General features: G+C 65.9%; 17 protein-coding genes. 7 read left to right on the forward strand and 10 right to left on the reverse strand.

Features of this window, described 5'->3' with window-relative positions; all coding sequences use genetic code 11:
• Positions 1-123 precede the first annotated feature (123 nt).
• From hutH to Q4C89_RS06235, 3 genes are all read right to left on the reverse strand, one after another.
• Positions 124-1,698, reverse strand: a complete 1,575-nt coding sequence (hutH, locus tag Q4C89_RS06225; protein ID WP_303101741.1) for a histidine ammonia-lyase — start codon at positions 1,696-1,698, stop codon at positions 124-126.
• On the reverse strand, positions 1,695-2,891 hold the full coding sequence (gene hutI, locus Q4C89_RS06230; RefSeq protein WP_303101742.1) for an imidazolonepropionase: 1,197 nt from the start codon (positions 2,889-2,891) through the stop codon (positions 1,695-1,697). The genes hutH and hutI overlap by 4 nt, the downstream gene beginning before the upstream one ends.
• A gap of 318 nt (positions 2,892-3,209) precedes the next feature.
• Complete coding sequence (locus Q4C89_RS06235) at positions 3,210-4,121, reverse strand: agmatinase (RefSeq protein ID WP_303101743.1); 912 nt, start codon at positions 4,119-4,121, stop codon at positions 3,210-3,212.
• A gap of 32 nt (positions 4,122-4,153) precedes the next feature.
• Between Q4C89_RS06235 and Q4C89_RS06240 the strand changes: the two genes are divergently transcribed.
• Positions 4,154-4,708, forward strand: a complete 555-nt coding sequence (locus Q4C89_RS06240) for a Uma2 family endonuclease (RefSeq protein ID WP_303101744.1) — start codon at positions 4,154-4,156, stop codon at positions 4,706-4,708.
• Positions 4,709-4,755: 47 nt separating this feature from the next.
• Here the strand turns inward: Q4C89_RS06240 and Q4C89_RS06245 are convergent, their stop codons facing one another.
• From Q4C89_RS06245 to hutU, 3 genes are read right to left on the reverse strand one after another with little or no spacing between them, the layout of a single operon-like run.
• The gene (locus Q4C89_RS06245; protein ID WP_303101745.1) at positions 4,756-5,136 is read right to left on the reverse strand and encodes a type II toxin-antitoxin system death-on-curing family toxin; all 381 of its coding nucleotides are present in this window, start codon (positions 5,134-5,136) and stop codon (positions 4,756-4,758) included.
• Positions 5,133-5,351 (reverse strand): hypothetical protein, encoded by a 219-nt coding sequence (locus Q4C89_RS06250; protein ID WP_303101746.1) that lies wholly within the window; start codon positions 5,349-5,351, stop codon positions 5,133-5,135. The genes Q4C89_RS06245 and Q4C89_RS06250 overlap by 4 nt, the downstream gene beginning before the upstream one ends.
• A gap of 4 nt (positions 5,352-5,355) precedes the next feature.
• The gene (gene hutU, locus Q4C89_RS06255; protein ID WP_303101747.1) at positions 5,356-7,041 is read right to left on the reverse strand and encodes a urocanate hydratase; all 1,686 of its coding nucleotides are present in this window, start codon (positions 7,039-7,041) and stop codon (positions 5,356-5,358) included.
• 124 nt (positions 7,042-7,165) lie between these two features.
• On the opposite strand from hutU, the gene Q4C89_RS06260 reads away from it, so the two are divergent.
• Positions 7,166-8,092: an N-acetylglucosamine kinase gene (locus tag Q4C89_RS06260; protein ID WP_303101748.1), complete on the forward strand. Its 927-nt coding sequence runs from the start codon at positions 7,166-7,168 to the stop codon at positions 8,090-8,092.
• Here the strand turns inward: Q4C89_RS06260 and murQ are convergent.
• Genes murQ through Q4C89_RS06275 form a run of 3 tightly spaced genes read right to left on the reverse strand, consistent with a single transcriptional unit; the run spans position 8,067 to position 10,920 of the window.
• Complete coding sequence (gene murQ / locus Q4C89_RS06265; protein ID WP_303101749.1) at positions 8,067-8,975, reverse strand: N-acetylmuramic acid 6-phosphate etherase; 909 nt, start codon at positions 8,973-8,975, stop codon at positions 8,067-8,069. The two genes, Q4C89_RS06260 and murQ, sit on opposite strands and share 26 nt — an antisense overlap.
• A complete protein-coding gene (locus tag Q4C89_RS06270; protein ID WP_303101750.1) occupies positions 8,972-10,141 on the reverse strand; it encodes an anhydro-N-acetylmuramic acid kinase in 1,170 nt (389 codons plus the stop codon). Before Q4C89_RS06270 ends, murQ begins: the two co-directional genes overlap by 4 nt.
• The gene (locus tag Q4C89_RS06275) at positions 10,138-10,920 is read right to left on the reverse strand and encodes a GntR family transcriptional regulator (RefSeq protein ID WP_303101751.1); all 783 of its coding nucleotides are present in this window, start codon (positions 10,918-10,920) and stop codon (positions 10,138-10,140) included. Before Q4C89_RS06275 ends, Q4C89_RS06270 begins: the two co-directional genes overlap by 4 nt.
• A gap of 118 nt (positions 10,921-11,038) precedes the next feature.
• On the opposite strand from Q4C89_RS06275, the gene Q4C89_RS06280 reads away from it, so the two are divergent.
• From Q4C89_RS06280 to Q4C89_RS06295, 4 genes are all read left to right on the forward strand, one after another.
• Complete coding sequence (locus tag Q4C89_RS06280; protein WP_303101752.1) at positions 11,039-12,775, forward strand: ABC transporter substrate-binding protein; 1,737 nt, start codon at positions 11,039-11,041, stop codon at positions 12,773-12,775.
• A 75-nt stretch (positions 12,776-12,850) separates the two neighbouring features.
• The gene (locus Q4C89_RS06285) at positions 12,851-13,822 is read left to right on the forward strand and encodes an ABC transporter permease (RefSeq protein WP_303101753.1); all 972 of its coding nucleotides are present in this window, start codon (positions 12,851-12,853) and stop codon (positions 13,820-13,822) included.
• A gap of 29 nt (positions 13,823-13,851) precedes the next feature.
• Entirely contained in the window at positions 13,852-14,928 is a 1,077-nt protein-coding gene (locus Q4C89_RS06290; RefSeq protein ID WP_303101766.1) for an ABC transporter permease, read from the forward strand.
• Between the two features lie 45 nt (positions 14,929-14,973).
• On the forward strand, positions 14,974-16,503 hold the full coding sequence (locus Q4C89_RS06295) for a family 10 glycosylhydrolase (RefSeq protein WP_303101754.1): 1,530 nt from the start codon (positions 14,974-14,976) through the stop codon (positions 16,501-16,503).
• Between the two features lie 55 nt (positions 16,504-16,558).
• On the opposite strand, the gene Q4C89_RS06300 is transcribed toward Q4C89_RS06295, so the two are convergent.
• Positions 16,559-18,880 carry a penicillin acylase family protein gene (locus Q4C89_RS06300; RefSeq protein WP_303101755.1) on the reverse strand — a complete coding sequence of 774 codons (2,322 nt, stop codon included), beginning with the start codon at positions 18,878-18,880 and terminating at the stop codon, positions 16,559-16,561.
• A gap of 190 nt (positions 18,881-19,070) precedes the next feature.
• On the opposite strand from Q4C89_RS06300, the gene Q4C89_RS06305 reads away from it, so the two are divergent.
• Complete coding sequence (locus tag Q4C89_RS06305) at positions 19,071-19,883, forward strand: BTAD domain-containing putative transcriptional regulator (protein ID WP_303101756.1); 813 nt, start codon at positions 19,071-19,073, stop codon at positions 19,881-19,883.
• The last annotated feature ends 7 nt before the right edge of the window (positions 19,884-19,890 follow it).

Consider the following 19,890-nt stretch of genomic DNA (forward strand, 5'->3'; position numbering starts at 1 on the left):
CGCGCCTGCACAGCATTATTCAGCGGTCCTTGAATATCCCCAAAGTACAGCTAAGGTCTGGGCTTTCCTCCGCGAATGTGAGGAAAGCCCAGACCCTTGTGACCCTTTGGATTCCAAAGCGGGTCAGTGCCGCGAAGTCGTGTCCCGCTCCGTCTCCGTCTGCGGGCCGACTTTGGAGGGGGCTGGCGCACCGGACTCTACCGAACAGGCCACCCGGAGCAGTTCGCCCGACGCGATTTCTTCTCGCAGCCGCAGCACGTCGGGGCGGTAGTAGCGGTCCTGTTCCAGATGCGGCACGAACGAGCGGATGTACTCGTAGGCGGCCTGCACGCCCTGCCCAGCCCGCAACTTTTGGAAATCCAGCCCCTGCGCCGCGCACATCAGTTCGATGGCGAGGATATGTCCCACGTTCTGCACGATGGCCCGCAGTTGCCGCGCCGCGTGTGCGCCCATCGAAACGTGGTCTTCCTGGTTGGCGCTGGTGGGAATGCTGTCCACACTGGCGGGGTGGGCCAGCACTTTGTTCTCGCTGGCGAGCGCCGCCGAGGTGTACTGGGCAATCATCAGGCCGCTGTTCAGGCCGCCCTGGGGGGTCAGGAAAGCAGGCAGGCCGCTGAGCGCCGGGTTGAGCAGTTGCTCGGTGCGCCGCTCGGAAATGCTGCCCAGTTCGGCCACGGCGACCTTGAGCGCGTCGATGGTCACGGCGAGGGGCTGCCCGTGGAAGTTGCCGCCCGACACCACTTCACCCGTCTCAGGGAAGATGAGCGGGTTGTCGGTCACCGAGGCGAATTCCACCGCCAGCACGCGCTCGGCCTGGGCGATGGCGTCCCAGGTGGCCCCGTGAACCTGGGGCACGGCCCGCAGGCTGTAGGCGTCCTGCACCTTGCCGTCGCCCGTGAGGTGGCTGGGGGCAATTTCGGAACCGTGCAGGAAGTCGCGCACCTGCGCCGCCACCGCCACCGCGCCGGGGTGCGGGCGCAGGCCCACCACGTCGGCCCCGAACGGGCGGTGCGAGCCGTATTTGGCTTCGATGGTCATCGCCGCCGCCAGATTCGCCGTGCCCAGCAGCACTTTGGCGTCGTGAAGGGCCAGCGCCAGCAGGCTGCCCATCAGTTGCGTGCCGTTGATGAGGGCCAGCCCTTCTTTGGCCTGCAGGGTGACGGGTTTCAGGCCCAGGTGGGCCAGCACTTCGGCACTGGGCCGCACTTGGCCGTGATATTCGACTTCGCCCAGGCCAATCAGTGCGAGAGCGAGATGGGCCAGCGGCGCGAGGTCGCCCGACGCCCCCACGCTGCCCTGCGCGGGAATGACCGGATGCGCCCCGGCGTTCAGCAGGGCCAGCAGCAATTCCACGACTTCGGGGCGCACGCCGCTGTGCCCCAGGGAAAGCGACTGCGCCCGCAGCAGCAGCATCCCGCGCACTACTTCAGCAGGCAGCGGCTCGCCCACCCCAATCGCGTGCGAGACAATCAGGTTGTGCTGAAGCTGCGCGAGTTGGTGGCGGTCGATCTGCACGTTCTCGAACTTGCCGAAGCCCGTATTGACGCCGTAGATGGCGGTGTCGCCTTCCACGATGTTTTCAATCACGTCGCGGGCGGTCTGAATGCGGCGGCGGGCGGCGTCCGAGAGTTCGACTTTTTCGCCGTGCCGTACGACGGAAATGAACTGTTCCAGGGTCAGGTTGTTGTCCAGAATCATGGTTTTGCTCCTGTAAGAAAGATGTCCGCCACCGGACTTGCGCCCAGCGTGTACGCCACTTCGCGCCAGTCTGCGCCGTGCAGCACGGCAAAATCGGCCCGCTGACCCACGCTGAGGCTGCCCCTGTCGCTCAGGCCCAGCGCGTGGGCGGCGTTGACCGTGCAGGCAGTGAGGGCTTCGGCGGGGGTGAGTTTGTTGAGGCGAACAGCCAGCGCCAGCGCCAGTTGCGTGCTGAACACGGGCGAGGAACCGGGGTTGAGGTCGGTGCCGACCGCGACGATGGCACCAGCGTCCACCAGGGCGCGGGCAGGGGCAGCGGGCAGGCCCAGGTGCAACGTGACCCCAGGCAACACCGTCGCTACCGTGTCCGACGCGGCGAGGGCGGCCATCTGCGCGGGGCCACTGGCTTCCAGGTGGTCAACGCTGAGTGCGCCCATCTCGCAGGCGAGTTCGGTGCCGCCAATGGCGTGGAACTGGTCGGCGTGGAGTTTGATTTTCAGGCCATTGGCTCTGGCTGCCTCGAAAATGGCGCGGGTTTCGTCCACGTCGAAGGCTTCCTTCTCGGTGAACACGTCTACCGCTGCCGCCAATTTTTCGCGGGCCACACGCGGAATCAGCTCCTCGCAGACGCCCCGAACGTATTTGGCGCGTCCCTGTTCTGGCGGAACGTGAATCAGCAGCGTGGGAATCAGTTCAAATTCGCCCTGCAACTCGCGCACGGCCTGAAGCATTCGCAGTTCGGCATCGAAGTCCAGCCCGTAACCGCTCTTGACTTCTACCGTCGTCGCGCCCGAATCGCGCAGGGCTTGCAGACGCGGACGGGCCAGCCGCACCAGTTCAGGCACGCCAGCGGCAGCCGTGGCCCGCATGGTCGAGCGAATGCCGCCGCCCCTGGCAAGAATCTCCTCATAGGTCGCGCCGCCCAGTTTGGCTTCCCAGTCAGCCAGGCGGTCGCCCGCCCAGACCGCGTGGGTGTGTGGGTCGATCAGACCAGGAACCACGGCCCGCCCGCCCAGGTCAACAGTTTCGGGGGCCGCCGGAGCTTCGGCAGCGGGGCCGACCCACTCAATCAGGCCGCCTCCAACCAGCAGGGCAGCATCCTCCAGCACAGTCAATTCACGCATGGCTGCGCCGCGCTGGGGGCCAGGGCGGGGGGTGGCGAGCTGGGAAATGTTGGTGTAAAGAGTATTCATTTTTTATCCTTCAGAGCGTCAATAAGAATGTGTTTAAGCGATCAAGTAAGACTTGTAAGGCAAGTTCAGGTGTCGATTCGTAGATAGTCTCCGATTGTAAAGGTAAACCCGACTCAATCCAAAAGTATTCCGCAGTCTGATATTCGAAGAAGGCGGGCTGCATCGTGTATTGCTCCCGTTCATAAATTCGCACACAGTAATTATTTTCTGGAGTTCTTAAAACCTCAGCCTTAAATGTCATTGAGTAGCTTGATTCATCAGTTTCAATCAAAATAGGGTCAAAATAAACTGATTTGACCACTTCCGAATACCTAAGCGTCACCTGTCCCATATCTCGCACAGCGTTTCCATAATCAGCCGCGCCATCAGCAGTTCACTGCGGCCTGTGGGGTCAAGGCCCGGCGCGAGTTCCACCAAATCCAGGCCCACCACGTTATTTTTCTGCGCCGCTGCGCTCAAAATCTTCATACCCTGCGCGTAGGTCAGGCCGTCGGGTTCAGGGCTGGACGTGCCGGGAATGATGGCAGGGTCGAAGCCGTCCACATCAATCGAGAGATAGACGTTTCGGCCCTGTGGCAGCCGTTCCAAGACGGCATTCAGGTCGGCGGTCACGTCCTCCATCGGAATGAGGGAGTGCCCCCGCGCCCGCGCTGCCGCCACCGCTTCGGGGTCAAAACGCAGCCCGCGCAGGCCGATGGTGGTGATGTGCTTCAGGTTGGGCATCGCTTCAGTCGCCCGCCGGAAGGGGCTGGAATTGCTCCAGCGCGTGTCGTTGCGAACGTCGGTGAAGTCCAGATGCGCGTCCAGTTGCACGATATGGAGGTCGGGCACGTCATCAAAAGCCCGCAGCAGCGGATAACTCACTGAGTGGTCACCGCCCAGAAATACAGGCACCTTGCAGCGCTGCCGCACGGCGCGGGCGGCCTCGGTGGTGCGTTGGTGGGCCAGTTCGGGTTCCAGGCTGGGCAAAATTACATCGCTGGCATCGGTAAAGGTGACGCCCTGCAAGCGGGTTTTGCCGTCCAGACCCGTAAAGGGCGGCACGCTCCGCAGCGACGCTTCGCGCAGGGCACGCGGCGCAAAGCGAGCGCCGGGGCGAAAGCCGAGCGCAATGTCGAACGGCACGCCCAGCACGCCCACGTCGCTGCGCCAGTCGCCGTCGGGGGCACTCAGCGGAGCGCGGGCAAATGTGGGAATGCCGGAATAGGTCAGGTGGGTGGGTTGGGTCATAGTGACTCCTTTCGGAACGCTAAAGTGACTCTGTGACAGGCTTTTTCCAGAAAATGAGTGTGGAAGAGTATCTGGCTTGGGAGGTGACGGGGCCAATTCAGCCTGAATATGTCGGTGGATACGCCTTTTTCACTCGCACACTGGAAGACCTGACCTCAGCCCATTCACTCATCAAAGGCAATCTTGCGGCCAGGCTGTATGGGGCGGCTGCACTACATGAAGCTCGCGTCTCCAACGGGCAATTTCTGCTGCGAATCGGTCAGGATTTTCTCTGTCCTGATGTCATGGTGCTTCCTTTGAATGCGCCTCAGCATGAGCAATATGGCGTTTCGCCTTCCCTCCTGGCGGAAGTCCTCTCGCCCAGCACCACGCAGAACGACCGCGTTGGAAAATATGCGATGTACACGAGCATTCCGACCCTGCAAACCTACCTGATAGCCGAGCAGAGCGAGCGGCGCGTGTACCTGCATCAGCGAGAAGGCGGCGACTGGCGCTTGCAGGAGGTAGTGGGAGAAGGCGAGATTCATATTCCTTGCTTGGGCCTGAGCCTCAGCCTGGACGAGCTTTACGAGGGTGTCACTCTATAAGTCTTCTACTTTGGCATCAGGAGTAGGGCTTGATGAGAGGGTGGCGCTTATCCGATTCGGTGGGCGAGCACCCACACGGCTATCTCTTCTTTTTCCATCTGCCCATTGGCGACGGCTAGCGTCAGGTCGAACAGTTCATCTTCGGCAGCTTTTAAATGAAAACCGTTCACCCTCATAAAGAGGGCCATAGCGGTGTAGGCGGTGCGTTTATTCCCGTCTACGAATGGATGATTCTGGGCGAGGTGGTACAGGTAGGCCGCTGCCTTGAGTTCGGGAGTCGAGTGCAATTCCTGCCCAAACACGGTGAGCATGGGCTGTTGCAGTGCCGATTCCAGCAGACCCATATCCCGTACTCCACTGCGCCCGCCGAACCGTTCCAGAATGCGGTCATGAAAGGCCAGAACTTCCTGAAGGCTGAAGTAAATCACGCGTTGCTCAGGCGTTCGTAGAGTCCTGCCTGTTCATCCAGCAAGCTTTCCAGTTGCTCTAGGAGTTCGGGCCTCACGGCTTGGGGCTGCGTGGTTAGGGTCACTTGCATGGCCTGACCTGCTGGGCCTTCCCCCAGACCCAGAATCTCGGCCTGCTCTGGGGTCAGTTCCAGGGAGACAGTCTTTTGATTCTGGGTGCTGAGAAAAATACGCATGGGGTCAGTTTACCGCTGACTTGTTCTCGATGCCGAGGCTGGGCAGGTCAATCCCGCGTTCCCTGGCTACGTCCAGCGCGAGGTCGTAACCCGCGTCGGCGTGGCGAATCACGCCCATGCCAGGGTCGTTGACCAGTGCCCGCGAGAGCTTCTGCTCGGCTTCGTCGGTGCCGTCAGCCACGATGACAAAGCCGCTGTGCTGCGAGAAGCCCATGCCCACGCCGCCGCCGTGGTGGAAGCTCATCCAGCTTGCGCCCGACGCGATACCCACGCCGAAGTTCAGCAGCGCCCAGTCGGACACCGCGTCGGAGCCGTCTTTCATGGCCTCGGTTTCGCGGTAGGGGCTGGCGACGCTGCCCGCGTCGAGGTGGTCACGCCCGATGACGATGGGGGCTTTCAGGCGGCCATCTCTGACCATCTGGTTGAACAGTTTGCCCGCCTGGTCGCGCTCCTTGTAGCCCAGCCAGCAGATGCGGGCGGGCAGGCCCTGGAAGGCGATCTGGTCGGCGGCGTAGGTGAGCCAGTTTTGCAGGCGTTCGTCGTCCGGGAACAGTTCCAGCAGTGCCTTGTCGGTGGCGCGGATGTCCTCGGGGTCGCCGCTCAGCGCCACCCAGCGGAAAGGGCCACGGCCCTCGCAGAAGGAGTCTCGGATAAACGCTGGCACGAAACCGGGGTAGTCGAAGGCGTTCTCCACGCCCCACTCGAAGGCCCGCTGGCGCAGGTTGTTGCCGTAGTCGAAGGCAATCGCGCCCCGCTTTTGCAGTTCCAGAATGGCAAGGACGTGCTTTGCCATGGCGTCGTAAGCGCGTTTTTTGTACTCCTCGGGGTTGTCCTGGCGCAGCTTGTTCGCGTCCTCGTCGGGGGCGGTCACGGGAATGTAACCCCACATCGGGTCGTGGGCGCTGGTCTGGTCAGTCACCAGGTCGGGCGTCCAGTTCATCTCCACGAGCCTCGGCACCAGTTCCGCCGCATTGCCCTGCACGCCGATGGAGCGGGCCATGCCGTCCTTCTTGTACCCTTCGGCTTTTTTGATGGCGTCTTCCAGGCTGTCGGCCACCTCGTCCAGGTAACGGGTTTCCAGGCGCTTCTGGATGCGGGTGGGGTCGATTTCGATGTTGATGCTGACGCCCCCGGCCAGCTTGACCGCGAGGGGCTGAGCGCCGCCCATGCCGCCCAGCCCGGCGGTGACGGTGATGGTGTGCTTGAGGCTGCCGCCGAAGTGCTTTTTGCCCGCAGCGGCAAACGTCTCATAGGTGCCCTGCACGATGCCCTGCGAGCCGATGTAAATCCAGCTCCCAGCGGTCATCTGGCCGTACATCATCAGGCCCAGTTGGTCGAGCTTATCGAAGGTTTCCCAGTTGGCCCAGTGCGGCACGAGGTTGGAGTTGGCGAGGATGACGCGGGGCGACCACTCGTTGGTTTTGAGCACGGCGACGGGTTTGCCCGACTGAATCAGCAGGGTTTCGTCGTTTTCCAGGCGGTCGAGCGTTTCCACGATTTTGTCGAAGGCTTCCCAGGTGCGGGCCGCCTTGCCGCGTCCGCCGTACACCACCAGGTTATCGGGGTGCTCGGCCACTTCGGGGTCGAGGTTGTTCATCATCATGCGCTTGGCGGCTTCCTGGACCCAGCCTTTGGCGGTGCGGTGGGGGCCGTGAGGGGCGCGAACTTCGCGGGGTTGGTGGTCGGTCATAGCAGTGTCCTCCCTGGGTTTTGAGTGGTGCTCATGCTGAATCAGGCTCGGGCTGGTCACAATGCCGGCTTCCGTATATTTCGGAAAAGACGTGGGGCGAGGGTGAAGGTGGCATTCTGGCGCCATGCCCTGCCATACGCCTGCTGCCGCCCTGCCTTTCGCCCTCGGTCTGGACGCGGGCGGCAGTGGAACCCAGTGGGTGCTGCTGCGGGGTGAAGTGCGGGTGGGGGCCGGAAGCGTCGCCCCGCTGACTGCCGCGCTGCTGGCGACCCCGGCGGGCGAGGCGCCACTACGCGCCTTACGCGACGCGCTGCCCGCGCTGCCCCGGCCTTTGCTGCGGGTCCACGCCGGGTTGCCGGGGATCAGTGCGGGCACGCCGCAGGCCCGCGCCGCTCAGGAGGGGTTCGCGGCGGCCCTGGGTCTCGCGCCCGCGCAGGTGAGTGTGGAGTCCGACCTCGAACTGGCCTACCGCGCCCACTTCGCGCCGGGCGAGGGGGTGCTAGTGTACGCGGGGACGGGCAGCATCGCCTACCACGTCACCGCCGGGGGCGAGCGGCTGCGGGCCGGGGGCCGGGGGTACCGCATCGGAGACGACGGCGCGGGGGCCAGCCTGGGCCGGGGGGCGCTGCGCCACTTGACCGACGCGCTCGATTTCGGGGCCGAGGCGACGGGGCCACTGGCCGAAGAAGTCGCCGCCATCACGGGCGGGCTGGACTGGGACACCCTGCGGGCCTACACCTACGCCGCGCCGGGAGCTTCCGCGCTCGCCCGGCTCGCCCCCGCCGTGGGCCGCGCCGCCGGGAGGGGAGACGCGGCGGCGCTGGGGCTGCTGCGAGAGGCGGCGGCGTCTCTGACAGAACTGGGAAGGCGGGTTCAGGCCCGCGCCGGAGAGGTGCCCATGCGCTTTACCGGGGGGGCGCTGCGGGTCAGTCCCCTGTTCGTGGAGTTCGTGCGAGGAGGCTGGCCGGGCGCAGACGTGTCCTGGCGCGACCATGCCGAGGCGGCGGCGCGGGTGGCGGCGGGTCTCAGTCGGCAGTCGTCATCGGGCTGACCAGTACCCGCCGGGCATGGCCGTCTGCCCGTTCCAGTCGCTCCCGCGCTTCGTCGGCGCTCAGGCCCAGCTTCAGCATTACGATGGCGGTTTTGACGTGACCGCCGCATTCGTCCAGCGCTTGCCGGGCGGCCTCGGCACTCGCGCCGGTGGCATGCTGCACCAGTCGCCGCGCCCGGTCTTCGAGTTTGGCGTTGGTGGCCCGCACGTCCACCATCAGGTTGCCGTACACCTTGCCCAGCCTCACCATCAGGGCGCTCGACAGCGTGTTCAGGGCGATTTTCTGCGCCGTGCCCGCCTTGAGCCGGGTGCTGCCGCTGATGAGTTCCGGTCCGGTATCGAGCAGCACCGGGCAGTCCACCGCGCTCAGCAGGGGGGCACCGGGGTTGTTGGCGAGGCCGATGGTCAGCGCTCCCGCCTCCCGTCCGGCTGCCGCCGCGCCGAGGGCGTAAGGGGTCGTGCCACTGGCGGCGACGACAATCAGCACATCCGCCGGGCCGACGCCCGCGCCGCGCACGTCTGCTTCGCCTCCCTCGCGGCTGTCCTCGGCGCCTTCCACCGCCTGCCGGATGGCCCGCTCGCCTCCGGCAATCAGCGGCACGGCGCGTTCGGGGGGCCAGGAAAAGGTCGGGGTCAGTTCGGTGGCGTCCAGCACCCCCAGCCGCCCACTCGTGCCCGCGCCCGCGTAGACCAACCGCCCGCCGCCCTGCAAACGGGGGAGCGCCGCGCTGAGGGCCGCCGTCAGTTGCGGGGCCGCCGCCTGTACCGCCCGCACCGCTTCCAGTTGGTCGCCCGCCAGCGTCTCAATCAGGGCACCTGCGGGCAGGGTGTCGAGGTCGGCGTGGTCGGGGTGGGGCTGCTCGGTGCGGCGGGGGTCGGTCATGGGCAGGTGTCCTTTGAGGAAGATGGAGTGGGAAAAGGAGCGGGCGTCAATTTGCCACCGCTGACGGCGTGCCGCGCTCCGGTGGTCTGCGGCAGGGTGTTGGGCCAGCCCCGAACGTGGCAGTAGCCCAGCAGCGCGAAAGCGGCGGCCTCGCGGGTGGCGTCGGTCCAGCCATGCGCGTCCCAGCCCAGGTCGGCAAAGGTGCGCAGCGGGACGCCCTGCAACTCCTCGCGCAGCATCCGCAGCAGGGTCGGGTTTCTGGCTCCGCCGCCTGCAATGACCACTTCGTCCGCCGCAGCAGGCAAAAAGCGCAGGGCTTGCGCCACGCTGCGGGCGGTCAGGCGGGTGGCGGTGGCGGCCAGGTCGGGCACGCTCAGGCCGGGAGTGGGCGCAGGCAGGCGCGAGAGTGTCCAGACTTCGCGCCCGGTGGCCTTGGGGGGCGGGGTGCCCAGTTCGGGGTGGGCCAGCCAGCGTTCCAGCGTGGCGGCGTCCTCGCGGCCCTGGGCGGCCAACTTGCCGTCTTCGTCGAAGCTCTGCCCCACCTTTGCAGCGATTTCGTCCAGCAGGCCGTTGCCGGGGCCAGTGTCGAAAGCCACCACACCGCCCGCGTCCAGGCCGGGCAAAAAGGTGATGTTCGCCAGCCCACCCACGTTGAGCAGCACCCGTCGCCGCCCTTCTTCGGCAAACATCGCCCAGTCTGCAAACGGCACCAGCGGCGCTCCCACGCCCCCCGCCGCGAGGTCGGCTGGGCGAAAGTCGGACACGACGGGCTTGCCTGTCGCCTCGGCAATCATCGCCGCTTCACCGAGTTGCAACGTGGCGGGCCGCGCCCAGCCGCGTGCCGGGTCGGGCCGGGGATGGTGCTGCACGGTCTGCCCGTGACTGGCGATCAGGTCGGCGCGGGGGGCCAGTTCGCGGGCCGCGTCCGCCAGCGCCGCGCCCAGCGCCCAGTGCAGTTGCGTCAGCTTGGCGGTGTCGGCCTCGCCGCGCATGGCCCGCAGCACGCCCTCTCGCAGTTCGGCAGGGTAAAGGGTAAAAGTATGCGCCAGCACACGGGCGCGGGGCACCGGGGCACTCAGCGAGAGCAGGTCGTCGCCCACGACTTCAAGCAGCGCCGTGTCCACCCCGTCGGCGCTCGTGCCGCTCATCAGGCCCAGCACCTTCACGATTCTTCCCCATGCAGTTCCATCACGAAGTCGTAGCGGTCACCCCGGTAGCAGGCGCGGGCGTATTCGATGGGCCGACCCGATGCCAGCCACGACACCCGCTCGGTGTTCAGCAGCGCCGCACCGACCTCCACGCCCAGTAGCCGGGCCTGCTCGGGGTCGGCGTTTTGCGCCCGTAGGTGCCGAATGGCGCGGGCCGGAGCGAGGCGGCGCTCGCCCAGGAGCGCGTACAGGCTGGCGTCGGTTACGTCGGCGGCGCTCAGCGGCCCAATCAGCGCGGCAGGCAGCGTACTTTCCTCGATGGCGAGTGCTTCGCCGTCCGAGGTGCGGAGCCGTCGCAGGCGGTAGACCTCCTCGGTAGGCGCGAGGCCCAGGCTGAGGGCTTCGGGCGCGGTGGGGCGGCCCCGTCCGAACTTCAGCACCCTGGCCCCCGGCACGCCTCCACGCGAACGGACTTCATTCGAGAAGGAACTCAGCAGGCCCAGTTGCGCCGAAGGGTGAACCGGTCCCGCCACGAAGGTGCCGCTGCCCCGCTTACGCCGCAGCAGACCCTCGGTTTCCAGCACCTCCAGCCCCTGCCGCAGCGTGACCCGCGATACGCCGAGTTGCGCGGCGAGTTCACGCTCGGCAGGGAGGGCGCTGCCAGGGCGCAGCCGACCGCTCTGAATCCGTTCGCGCAATCCCTGGGCCAGTTGCAGGTAAGCCGGGGCCGCGTCGTCCGCGCTCAGCGGCACCCACCAGGGCGGCGGGTCGTCGGACCGGGCAGCAGGAGAGGACACGTCGCCACCATACCACTTGCAGACCAATACCTTAAAGGTCTTGTTATTGGTGTGTGATTGGTCTTAGAGTGGAGGTCTAGATACCACAATCTCGCCCCCTTCCCCCGGAGGTTTTTTCATGCTCAAGCGCACCACTGTGGCCCTTCTCAGCCTCGCCCTGCTCGGCAGCGCCGTCGCCGCCCCCAAAAAAGTGACGGGGTACGGCTCCCTCGGCGTCACGAACGGCAAAGCAGGCGGCACGTTTACCTTGGCCCTCGGTGACAGCCCCCAGAGCCTCTTTTACTACGGCGCCATCGACAACAACCTCGGCCTGATTTCGCAGCAGCTCTTCGACGGGCTGGTCGAGTTCAACCTCGCCACCTACAAGCTCGAACCCGCGCTGGCCGAGAGCTGGACGGTCAGCAACGGCGGTAAGACCTACACCTTCAAACTGCGTCAGGGCGTCAAGTGGTCGGACGGACAGGCGTTCAACGCCGACGACGTGGTCTTTACCTACAAGAACTTCATCATGAACCCCGAGGCCCGCGCTGGGGACGCCGGGAATTTCAAGCTCGACGGTCAGCCCGTGACCATCAAGAAGGTCAGCGACTACGTGGTGCAGTTCGACCTGCCCCGCGCCGCACCCGCCTTCCTGCTCCAGCAGCGGTACTTCATCATGCCGCAGCACAAGCTCGCCAAATTCACCGGCGCGGACGTGAACAAGGCGTGGCCCACCAACGTGAACGAGGCCGACGTGGTCGGCACCGGCCCCTTCAAGCTCAGCAAGTACACGGCGGGGCAGAAAGTCACCCTGACCAAAAACCCCAACTACTGGAAGGTGGACGGCGCGGGCACCAAACTGCCTTACCTGAACACCCTCGAATTCCTGATTATTCGTGACCCGCAGGCGCAGGTGTCGCAGTTCTTGGCGGGCAACCTCGACCAGCTCAACATTTCCGGCGCCCAGTTCCCCGACCTCAAGCAGAAGGAAGTGGCGGGCGGCAAGTTCAAGGTGCTGCGCTCCACGGCGCTGTTCGGCAGCCCGCCCTTCGTGGCCTACAACTTCGACGCCAAAGACCCCGCACTCGCCAAGCTGTTCAGCGACGTGCGCTTCCGCCGCGCCATGCAGAGTGCGCTCAACCGTGAACGCATCATCGACACCGTGTACAACGGCCTCGCCAGCCTGCCCGGTCACGGTGTGGCACCCGCCAACAAGGCGTTCTACGCCAACACCACCCGGCAGCTCGGCAGTTTCGACCTCGCCGCCGCGCACAAGGCGCTCGACGCGCTGGGCCTGAGCAAGAAAAACGGCGCGGGCACTCGCCTGCTGCCGGGCGGCAAGCCGCTGGAATTCGACCTGACCTACGGCACCGACTCGCCCGTGTACCCGCCGATGGCCGCCATCATTCAGAGCGATTTCGCCAAGGTGGGCGTCAAGGTCAACCTGAAGGGCATCCTGTCGAGCAAGCTGCTCTCGACGGGGCAGAGCGGCAACTGGGAAATGATTCTGCACGCCTTCGGGGACCAGCCCGACCCCGAGCTGCGCCGCCCCATCTGGCAGCCCGGCGGGGCGCTGTACTACTGGCACCGCTCGCTGATGCCTGCTAAGGACGGGGACAAGCCCAACGTCGCCAAGATGTTCCCCTGGGAAAAAGAGATCTACAACATCTTCGACGACGCCTCGACCACGCCCGAAGCTTCCAAGCGCAAGGCGCTCTACACCCGCTGGCAGCTCAACTTTGCCCAGAACCTGCCGGTCACGCCCATCGCCAAGCCCGAAAACATCGGGGCCATCAGCGACCGCTACGGCAACTACGTCTACAACCTCGGCGTGATTCCCGGCTACAACCCCGTGCCGCTGATTTTCCAGAAGTAAAGGAGCCGTGGGGCGTGGGCTGTGGGCCATGAGGCAAAAGACCTCGGCGCTCACGGCTCATGGCCCCTCCCCCGCATGCTGAACTACACCATTCGCCGGATTCTCGGCATGATTCCCACGCTGCTGCTCATTTCGGTGATCTGTTTCGCCGTCATCAAGTTGCAGCCGGGGTCGTTCGTCGATCAGTACCTCGAAGACCCGCGTTTCTCGAAGGAAACGGTCGAAAACATTACCCGTCAACTCGGCCTGAACGAACCGGCCTGGAAGCAGTACCTCAACTGGATCACGGGCGTGGTGACGCGGCTGGATTTCGGCTATTCGTTCGCGTCGGGTGCGCCGGTCACGTCCATCATCGGGGAGCGGCTGGGCTGGACGGTCTTCATCGCCGGATTGACCCTGCTACTGACGTGGGTGATCGCCGTACCACTCGGCATCTACACGGCGTTCAACCGCCACGGTGTTCCGGCCCAGATCGCCAATTTTCTGGGCTATGTGGGCCTCGCCATTCCCGACTTTCTGGCGGCGCTGCTGCTGGTGGTGCTGGTGCGGCAACTCGGCGGCACCAACGTGGGCGGCCTGTTCAGCCCCGACATGATCGACGCGCCGTGGTCGCTCGCCAAAGTCCTCGACCTGCTCGCGCACCTCTGGATTCCGGTGCTGGCGGTGGGCTTGGAAGGGGTGGCGGGCCTGATGCGCCAGATGCGGGCGAGTACCCTGGACGTGCTGGGGCAGGACTATGTCCGTACCGCCAAGGCCAAGGGACTGCCCCAGGGCCGCGTCGTCTGGAAGCACGCTGTGCGTAACGCCATCAATCCCCTCATCAGTCTGGCGGGCCTGAGCCTGCCCACGCTGATCAGCGGCACCATCATCATCTCCATCGTCATGAGCCTGCCCACCATCGGGCCGCTGCTCTACGACTCGCTGCTCAACAAGGACCAGTACACCGCCATGACCCTGCTGATGCTCTCGGCCTTCTTGCTGCTCATCGGCAACCTGCTCTCCGACCTCGCTCTGGCCTGGGCCGACCCCCGCGTGAGGTACTCGTGACTCGCCTGGAAAGCCGGACACCGCTCCAGATGGCGTGGCGGCGCTACCGCAAGTCCAAGCCGGGCGTCCTCGCAGGCTGGGTGCTGATTGGCCTGTACCTGATGGCGCTGCTCTCACCGTTTCTCGCGCCCTACAACATCACCACCCAGCACGAGGGCTACGAATACCAGCGCCCGCAGGCGGTGCATGTCGTGCACGAGGGGCGGCTGATGCGGCCTTTCGTCTACGGCTCCAAGACCGAGCGCGACCCGGTGACGTTCGCCAAAAAGACCGTGCCCGACACGACCACGCCCGTTCCGATTCAGTTTTTCGTGAGCGGCGAACCCTATTCCTTCTACGGCGTGCAGACCGACCTGCACCTGTTCGGCGTTCCTGACGGGGAAAACGAATATGGCGAGACAGTTCCGCGCTACTTTTTCCCCTTCGGCACCGACCAACTGGGGCGCGACCTGTTCTCGCGCACGCTGGTGGGCGCACAGGTCAGCATGACGGTGGGCGTCATCGGGGTGCTGATTTCGTTCGCCATCGGCATCGTCATGGGCGGCATCAGCGGCTATTTCGGCGGCTGGGTGGACAGCCTGATTCAGCGCGTGGTGGAAGTGCTGCTCTCGTTTCCGCGCCTGCCTATCCTGCTCGCCCTCGCCACCCTGATTCCGGCCCGCTGGCCTTCGACCTGGGTGTACACCGGCATCGTGGCGGTGCTGGCTTTGATCGGCTGGGCCAGTCTCGCCCGCGTGGTGCGCGGTCAGGTGCTGTCGGCACGGGGGCTGGATTATGTGTCGGCGGCGCAGGCCCTCGGCGCGTCCAACCTACGCGTCATCCTGCGTCACATCATTCCCAACCTGAGTTCTTTTCTGCTGGTCACGGCGACCCTGGCCCTGCCTGGGTACATCCTGGGCGAAAGCACCCTCAGTTTTCTGGGGCTGGGCATCAAGGAACCCATGACCAGCTGGGGGCTGCTGCTGCGTGACGCCAGCAAGCTCGAAGTGGTGAGCAACTATCCCTGGCTGCTGTGGCCCGGCCTGTTCGTCTTCGTCAGTGTCCTCGCCTTCAACTTCATGGGCGACGCGCTGCGTGACGCCGCCGATACCCAGAGCCGTTCGTGAGCGTTTCATCTCTGCCGCATTTTTCCTGACTCAAGGAGGGATTTCATGTCTCAGCGCACCCCGGCCCGCCTCGCTCTCGCCGCCCTTTCTGCTCTACTACTCGCCGCCTGCGACCAGCGGCCCGCGCCCGAACCCGAACTCACTGCCCCCGGCACCAGCGGGGAAGTGCGCGGGCTGTGGGTGGACGCTTTCGGCCCCGGCATCAAGACGCCCGAGGAAGTCACGCAACTGGTGGACACCGCCCGCCGCGCCAACATCAACACGCTGATGGTGCAGGTGGGGCGGCGCGGCGATTGCTACTGCAACAACGCCGCCATGCCTCGCACCGACGACTCCGCCGTGGCTGAGAATTTCGACCCGCTGGCCGACGTGATCGCCAAGGCGCACGCCCAGAACATCCGCGTCTATGCCTGGATCATCACCACCGCCATCTGGAACAGCACCACGCCACCCAAGAGTGCCGAGCACGCCTTCAACCGGCACGGGCTGGCAGCGACGGGGCGCGACAACTGGCTGATGGTCAAGGTAGACGGGACGGTGCGGGGAGGCAACGACTGGCTGCTGGACCCCGGTCATCCTGACGCCGCCGAGTACATCAAGAACATGTACGTGTCGGTAGCAAAAAACTACGACGTGGACGGCGTGCAGTTTGACCGGGTGCGCTACACCGACTACAACCCGGCAGCAGGCGGCCCGAACGTGTGGGGCTACAACCCCACGGCGCTGGAACGCTACCGCACTGAAACGGGCGCGACCGGAACGCCCGACCCTGCCGACCCGCAGTGGAGCGCGTGGCGTCGGCAGCAGGTCACCAATCTGGTGCGCGAAACGGCCCTGGCAGTCAAGGCCGTCAAGCCCGGCGTGGCCGTCAGCGCCGCGACCATCACCTACGGCGCAGGCCCGGCGGACGAGGCCGCCTTCACCAGCAGCCGTCCCTACGCCGAGGTGCTGCAAGACTGGCTGAGCTGGGTCAAACTCGGCTACCTCGACCAGAACGTGATGATGAACTACAAGCGCGACTTCGTGGCCGACCAGGCCCTGTGGTTCGACCAGTGGAACAGCTTCGCCGCCGCCCTGAAGGCCAAGTACCCCCTTACCGAGCAGGTCAGCGGCGCGGCCATCTACCTCAACGATCAGGTCAGCACCGTCAATCAGGTCAAGAAAGCGCAGGCGGCGGGCCTGGGCTGGGCCGGATACTCCTACCGCACGCCCGATAAGGACGTGAACGCCGGAACCCGCACCAAGGAGCAGGTCTGGCCCGAACTGGCCCCCAAGCTGACCACCGAAGCGGGCGCTCCCTTCCCGACCTTTGTGGCCCGCACGGGCACGCCCGCCAGCACCCTGCGCGGCCTGAGCGGGCGCGTGGTGGCGAGTGTGCCCGGCAACCACACAGCCGAGCTGCGAAACGCAGGGGGTGAGGTCGTCGCCACCGCTGCCACCGACGGTTCCGGGCGCTACGGCTTTCTGAATGTGCCGCAAGGCCGCCTGAGCGTCTGGGTGGACGGCCGACTTGTGCAGCAAGTGCGGGGCGAAACGGGCCGGGTCGTGCCGCTGATGGACATTACGCTGCCCTGAGCGGCAAGGAAACGCGGGCCGGGAAACCTTCATCCCGGCCCGCGTTTGCATAGCGTCATTTCAGCGTCAGCGTCTGGGTGCGGCCCCAGTCGGCGGGGTCGGTGCTCATGGGAAGGTAGCCGCCCTGAACCCACAGGTTCTGCTGGTCGGCGGCGTGGGGCAGCAGCGGGTTGCCGCTTTGACCGAGGCTGCCGACGTAGAGGCTGCGGTTGGGGTCGCTCAGGTCGACGATCTGGCGGTAGCTGGCCCCGTGCGTCTGGCGGAAGGTGAGGGGGTCGGGCCGCGCCACATTGACCGTGTCGGTGCCGCCGGGGGTGGGGGCCGAGTGGTTGAACACCCGGTTCAGGGGCGAAATCTTGCCGAATACCTGGTGGTCGCTGGCGACCCGGTGCAGCTTGCCGTACTGCCAGCCGCTCGAGTCGGGGCCGAGGCGTTCGGTCAGGTGCCGCACGGCGGCGTCCAGGGTGCGGGCGAGGTCGTCGGCGCAGGTGCCGTCGCTGCCGCAGAACGCGCCCTGGGTCGCCAGTTGATTACGCACGGCGAGGCTGTTCAGGGTGAAGGTGTCCCCGTAGTCGTCCTGGCCTATTTTCCCTAGCTCGATCAGCCACGTTTCGAAGATGGTGCCCGGCACGCTGCTCACCGTCAGATCGCCGTCCCAGTCGCGCAGCCGCTCAAGCGCCCGGCGGCCTGCTTCGTCCTTCGGCACGGTGGCGAGGAGGTAGGGCTTAAGGTCGTCCCAGACGAGGCTGTGGGTGTCGAGCTGCACCTTTTTCATGTCGTCCAGCGTGAGGCCGCCGGGTTTGGCCGTCAGCAGGTCGGTGATGCGCTGGGCACGGTACGGCGCGGCCCAGTTGCGCTCGTTGCCGAGGTTGTGGGGGTAGCTCTCGGGCACGACCTGGTTGTTGGCGCTCACGACCAGACCGTCGGCGGGGTTGAAAGTATGCGGCATCTGCTCGAAGGGGATAAAACCCGTCCACTCGCGTGAGCCGTCGCCGGACACGGGCAGCGACCCGTCCCAGCCCTGGCGCGTGGGCACCCGTCCCGGCGCGTAGTACCCGGTGTTGCCGTCCACATCGGCATAGACGAAGTTCTGGCTGGGCGCGACATAGGAACGCAGCGCCCCGGTGAAGTCGGCCCAGTCGCGGGCATAGTTCAGTCCCAGAAAAGCGTCCATGGTGGTGTCGCCCGGTTGCAGCGCCGTCCACTTCAGCGCGACCTGCTGCCCGCCTGCGCCCAGGGTTCCGGCCCCCTGCCCGCTGATAATCGGCCCGTGCCGACTTTCGCGTACGGTCAGGGTCACGTCGGGCTGCCCCTTCACCTTGATGACCTCGGTGCGGCTGCTCAGCGGCGTGCCGGGGGGTTCGAGGTAGAGGTCTTGCACGTCGGGATTCACGTTGGTCACGCCCCAGGCCACCCGCTCGTTGCGCCCGATGACGATGGCGGGCAGGCCCGGAATGCTCGCGCCGATGGCCTTAAGGTCTTTGCCCTGAATGTCGGCCAGATACCACAGCATCGGGCTGCTGAGCGCCAAGTGCGGGTCGTCGGCCAGGAGGGGTTTGCCGCTGCTGGTGCGGCTGCCGCCGACGACCCAGTTGTTGCTGCCCTTGCCCGGCACCGCCTGCATCCCCAGCGCCTGCGCCGCCCGTAGGTTGGCCCGCAGCGCCGCCAGTGTCGCGTTCGTCAGGTGGGCAGCCGTGTCGGTGGGCGGCCCCGCCACCTCGTGCTGCACCCCGATTTCCTCCGCGCTCAGGACAGTGGGTGCGCCTGCCGGGTAGGGCGGAAAGACCTGTGCCAGCCCGCCCTGCCCGAGCCGCCCGACCACCGCCGCGCCGACCACTTCCTGCTCGTAGTTGCCGCCGAGGTCGAAGGCCATCAGCTTGCTCCACGACACGCTGTCCACGTCGGTCCAGGCCTCCGGGCGATAGCGCAGAATCTGAAATTCGAGCGCCGTCTTGCCCGACCCCATCGCCGCATTGACCCCGGCGGTGTAGGCGGCGATCAGGCGACGGGTGCGGGGTGCGAGGGCCGGGAGCGCCGACTGCGCCGCCCGCTGAAAGCCCCAAGTGCGCAGAAATTTGTCCTGATTCAGCGTCGCGTCTCCCAGCACCTCGGAGAGGCGACCCTGGGCCACCCGCCGCTGAAAATCCATTTGCCAGGCGCGGTCTTGCCAGTGGACATAGCCGAGGGCAAAAACCGCGTCTTCGTCGGTGCGGGCGCGGATGTGCGGCACGCCCCAGGCGTCGCGGGTCACCTTCACCTCGCTGCCCAGAGTGCCCCCGGTGGTGATGGTTCCGGCCCACTGCGGCGTAGTCTGGCCGCGCAACCACAGAAAGAGTCCGGCTCCGGCCAGCAGCGCCAGCAGCAGAACCCACAGCACACCTCGAGCCAACAGAGAAATCGCCCTCAACGCTTGCCCCCCCGCCTGGAAAAATTTGGATGTGCCCCATGTTATACGCCCCGCTTCCCTATGAAGCTGGGCTGGCTTTCCGAGACGACCCCGTTGGCGCACCGTTTAGAGAATGGGGGGAGGGTCACGGGGCTACCCGCGTCCCTCTAGACTGGCAAGTGTGAAGGCTGTCACGCACAAGCCTGCCGTCTGCCCTTCGGCTGCCCCGCAACTCCTGCTCCGGTCGCTGGGGCAGGCAGACGTGCTTCTCGACGGTCAGAGTGTGGTGTGGCCCGCCCGCAGCGCCGAGGAGCTGATGTGGTTCCTGCACGCCCACCCCGAGGGCAAGTACCGCCATGACATCGTGGCGCAGCTCTGGGAACTGGAGGACACCCCGGCGGCGGCCAACCGCTTCCGGGTGGCGCTGCACCGCCTGCGAACCGCGCTGGGCCGCCCCGACGCGGTCGTGGAGCAGGCCGGGCGTTACCTGCTTCATCCGGAAGTGGTCGCCACCAGCGACACCTACGCCCTGCACCGCGCCCTGCGCGAAGCCCAGCAGGTGGACAGCCCCCACGCCCGCGAGGAACTGCTGCGTCAGGCGCTGGCGAGTGCCGAGGGCGAGTACCTGCCGCACCTTCAGGGCGAGTGGGTCGAGGCGGCGCGGCAGCAGCACCGCTCGGTCATCGTGGCAGGCTACCTGACGCTTGCAGAACTGCACTGCGCGGCCCGTGAGTGCCCACTGGCGGCGCAGGCCCTGGTGCGGGCGGCGGGGCACGACCCCCTCATCGGCGAAGACCACCACCAGCGCCTGATGGCCTGCCTGAGTATGACCCGCGACAAATACGCCGCCATCGAGCATTACCGCCGCTACCGCTATTTTCTGGCGAACGAGGTGGGCGACACCCCCATGCCCGACACCGAGGAACTCGCCGAACGCATCAAGGCGGGCGAAAAGCTGTGTGTGGCGGCTCCTTTTCAGCCGCAAACGTCCTGAATGGGGG

Source organism: Deinococcus sp., assembly GCF_030523985.1.
Taxonomy (GTDB): Bacteria; Deinococcota; Deinococci; order Deinococcales; family Deinococcaceae; genus Deinococcus.

What these genes read in the sequence shown, in the direction of transcription:
- hutH (WP_303101741.1), bottom strand. Translation starts at nt 1,698, where the DNA reads ATGATTCTGGACAACAACCTGACCCTGGAACAGTTCATTTCCGTCGTA.
- hutI (WP_303101742.1), bottom strand. Translation starts at nt 2,891, where the DNA reads ATGAATACTCTTTACACCAACATTTCCCAGCTCGCCACCCCCCGCCCT.
- Q4C89_RS06235 (WP_303101743.1), bottom strand. Translation starts at nt 4,121, where the DNA reads ATGACCCAACCCACCCACCTGACCTATTCCGGCATTCCCACATTTGCC.
- Q4C89_RS06250 (WP_303101746.1), bottom strand. Translation starts at nt 5,351, where the DNA reads ATGCGTATTTTTCTCAGCACCCAGAATCAAAAGACTGTCTCCCTGGAA.
- hutU (WP_303101747.1), bottom strand. Translation starts at nt 7,041, where the DNA reads ATGACCGACCACCAACCCCGCGAAGTTCGCGCCCCTCACGGCCCCCAC.
- Q4C89_RS06260 (WP_303101748.1), top strand. Translation starts at nt 7,166, where the DNA reads ATGCCCTGCCATACGCCTGCTGCCGCCCTGCCTTTCGCCCTCGGTCTG.
- murQ (WP_303101749.1), bottom strand. Translation starts at nt 8,975, where the DNA reads ATGACCGACCCCCGCCGCACCGAGCAGCCCCACCCCGACCACGCCGAC.
- Q4C89_RS06280 (WP_303101752.1), top strand. Translation starts at nt 11,039, where the DNA reads ATGCTCAAGCGCACCACTGTGGCCCTTCTCAGCCTCGCCCTGCTCGGC.
- Q4C89_RS06285 (WP_303101753.1), top strand. Translation starts at nt 12,851, where the DNA reads ATGCTGAACTACACCATTCGCCGGATTCTCGGCATGATTCCCACGCTG.
- Q4C89_RS06290 (WP_303101766.1), top strand. Translation starts at nt 13,852, where the DNA reads ATGGCGTGGCGGCGCTACCGCAAGTCCAAGCCGGGCGTCCTCGCAGGC.
- Q4C89_RS06295 (WP_303101754.1), top strand. Translation starts at nt 14,974, where the DNA reads ATGTCTCAGCGCACCCCGGCCCGCCTCGCTCTCGCCGCCCTTTCTGCT.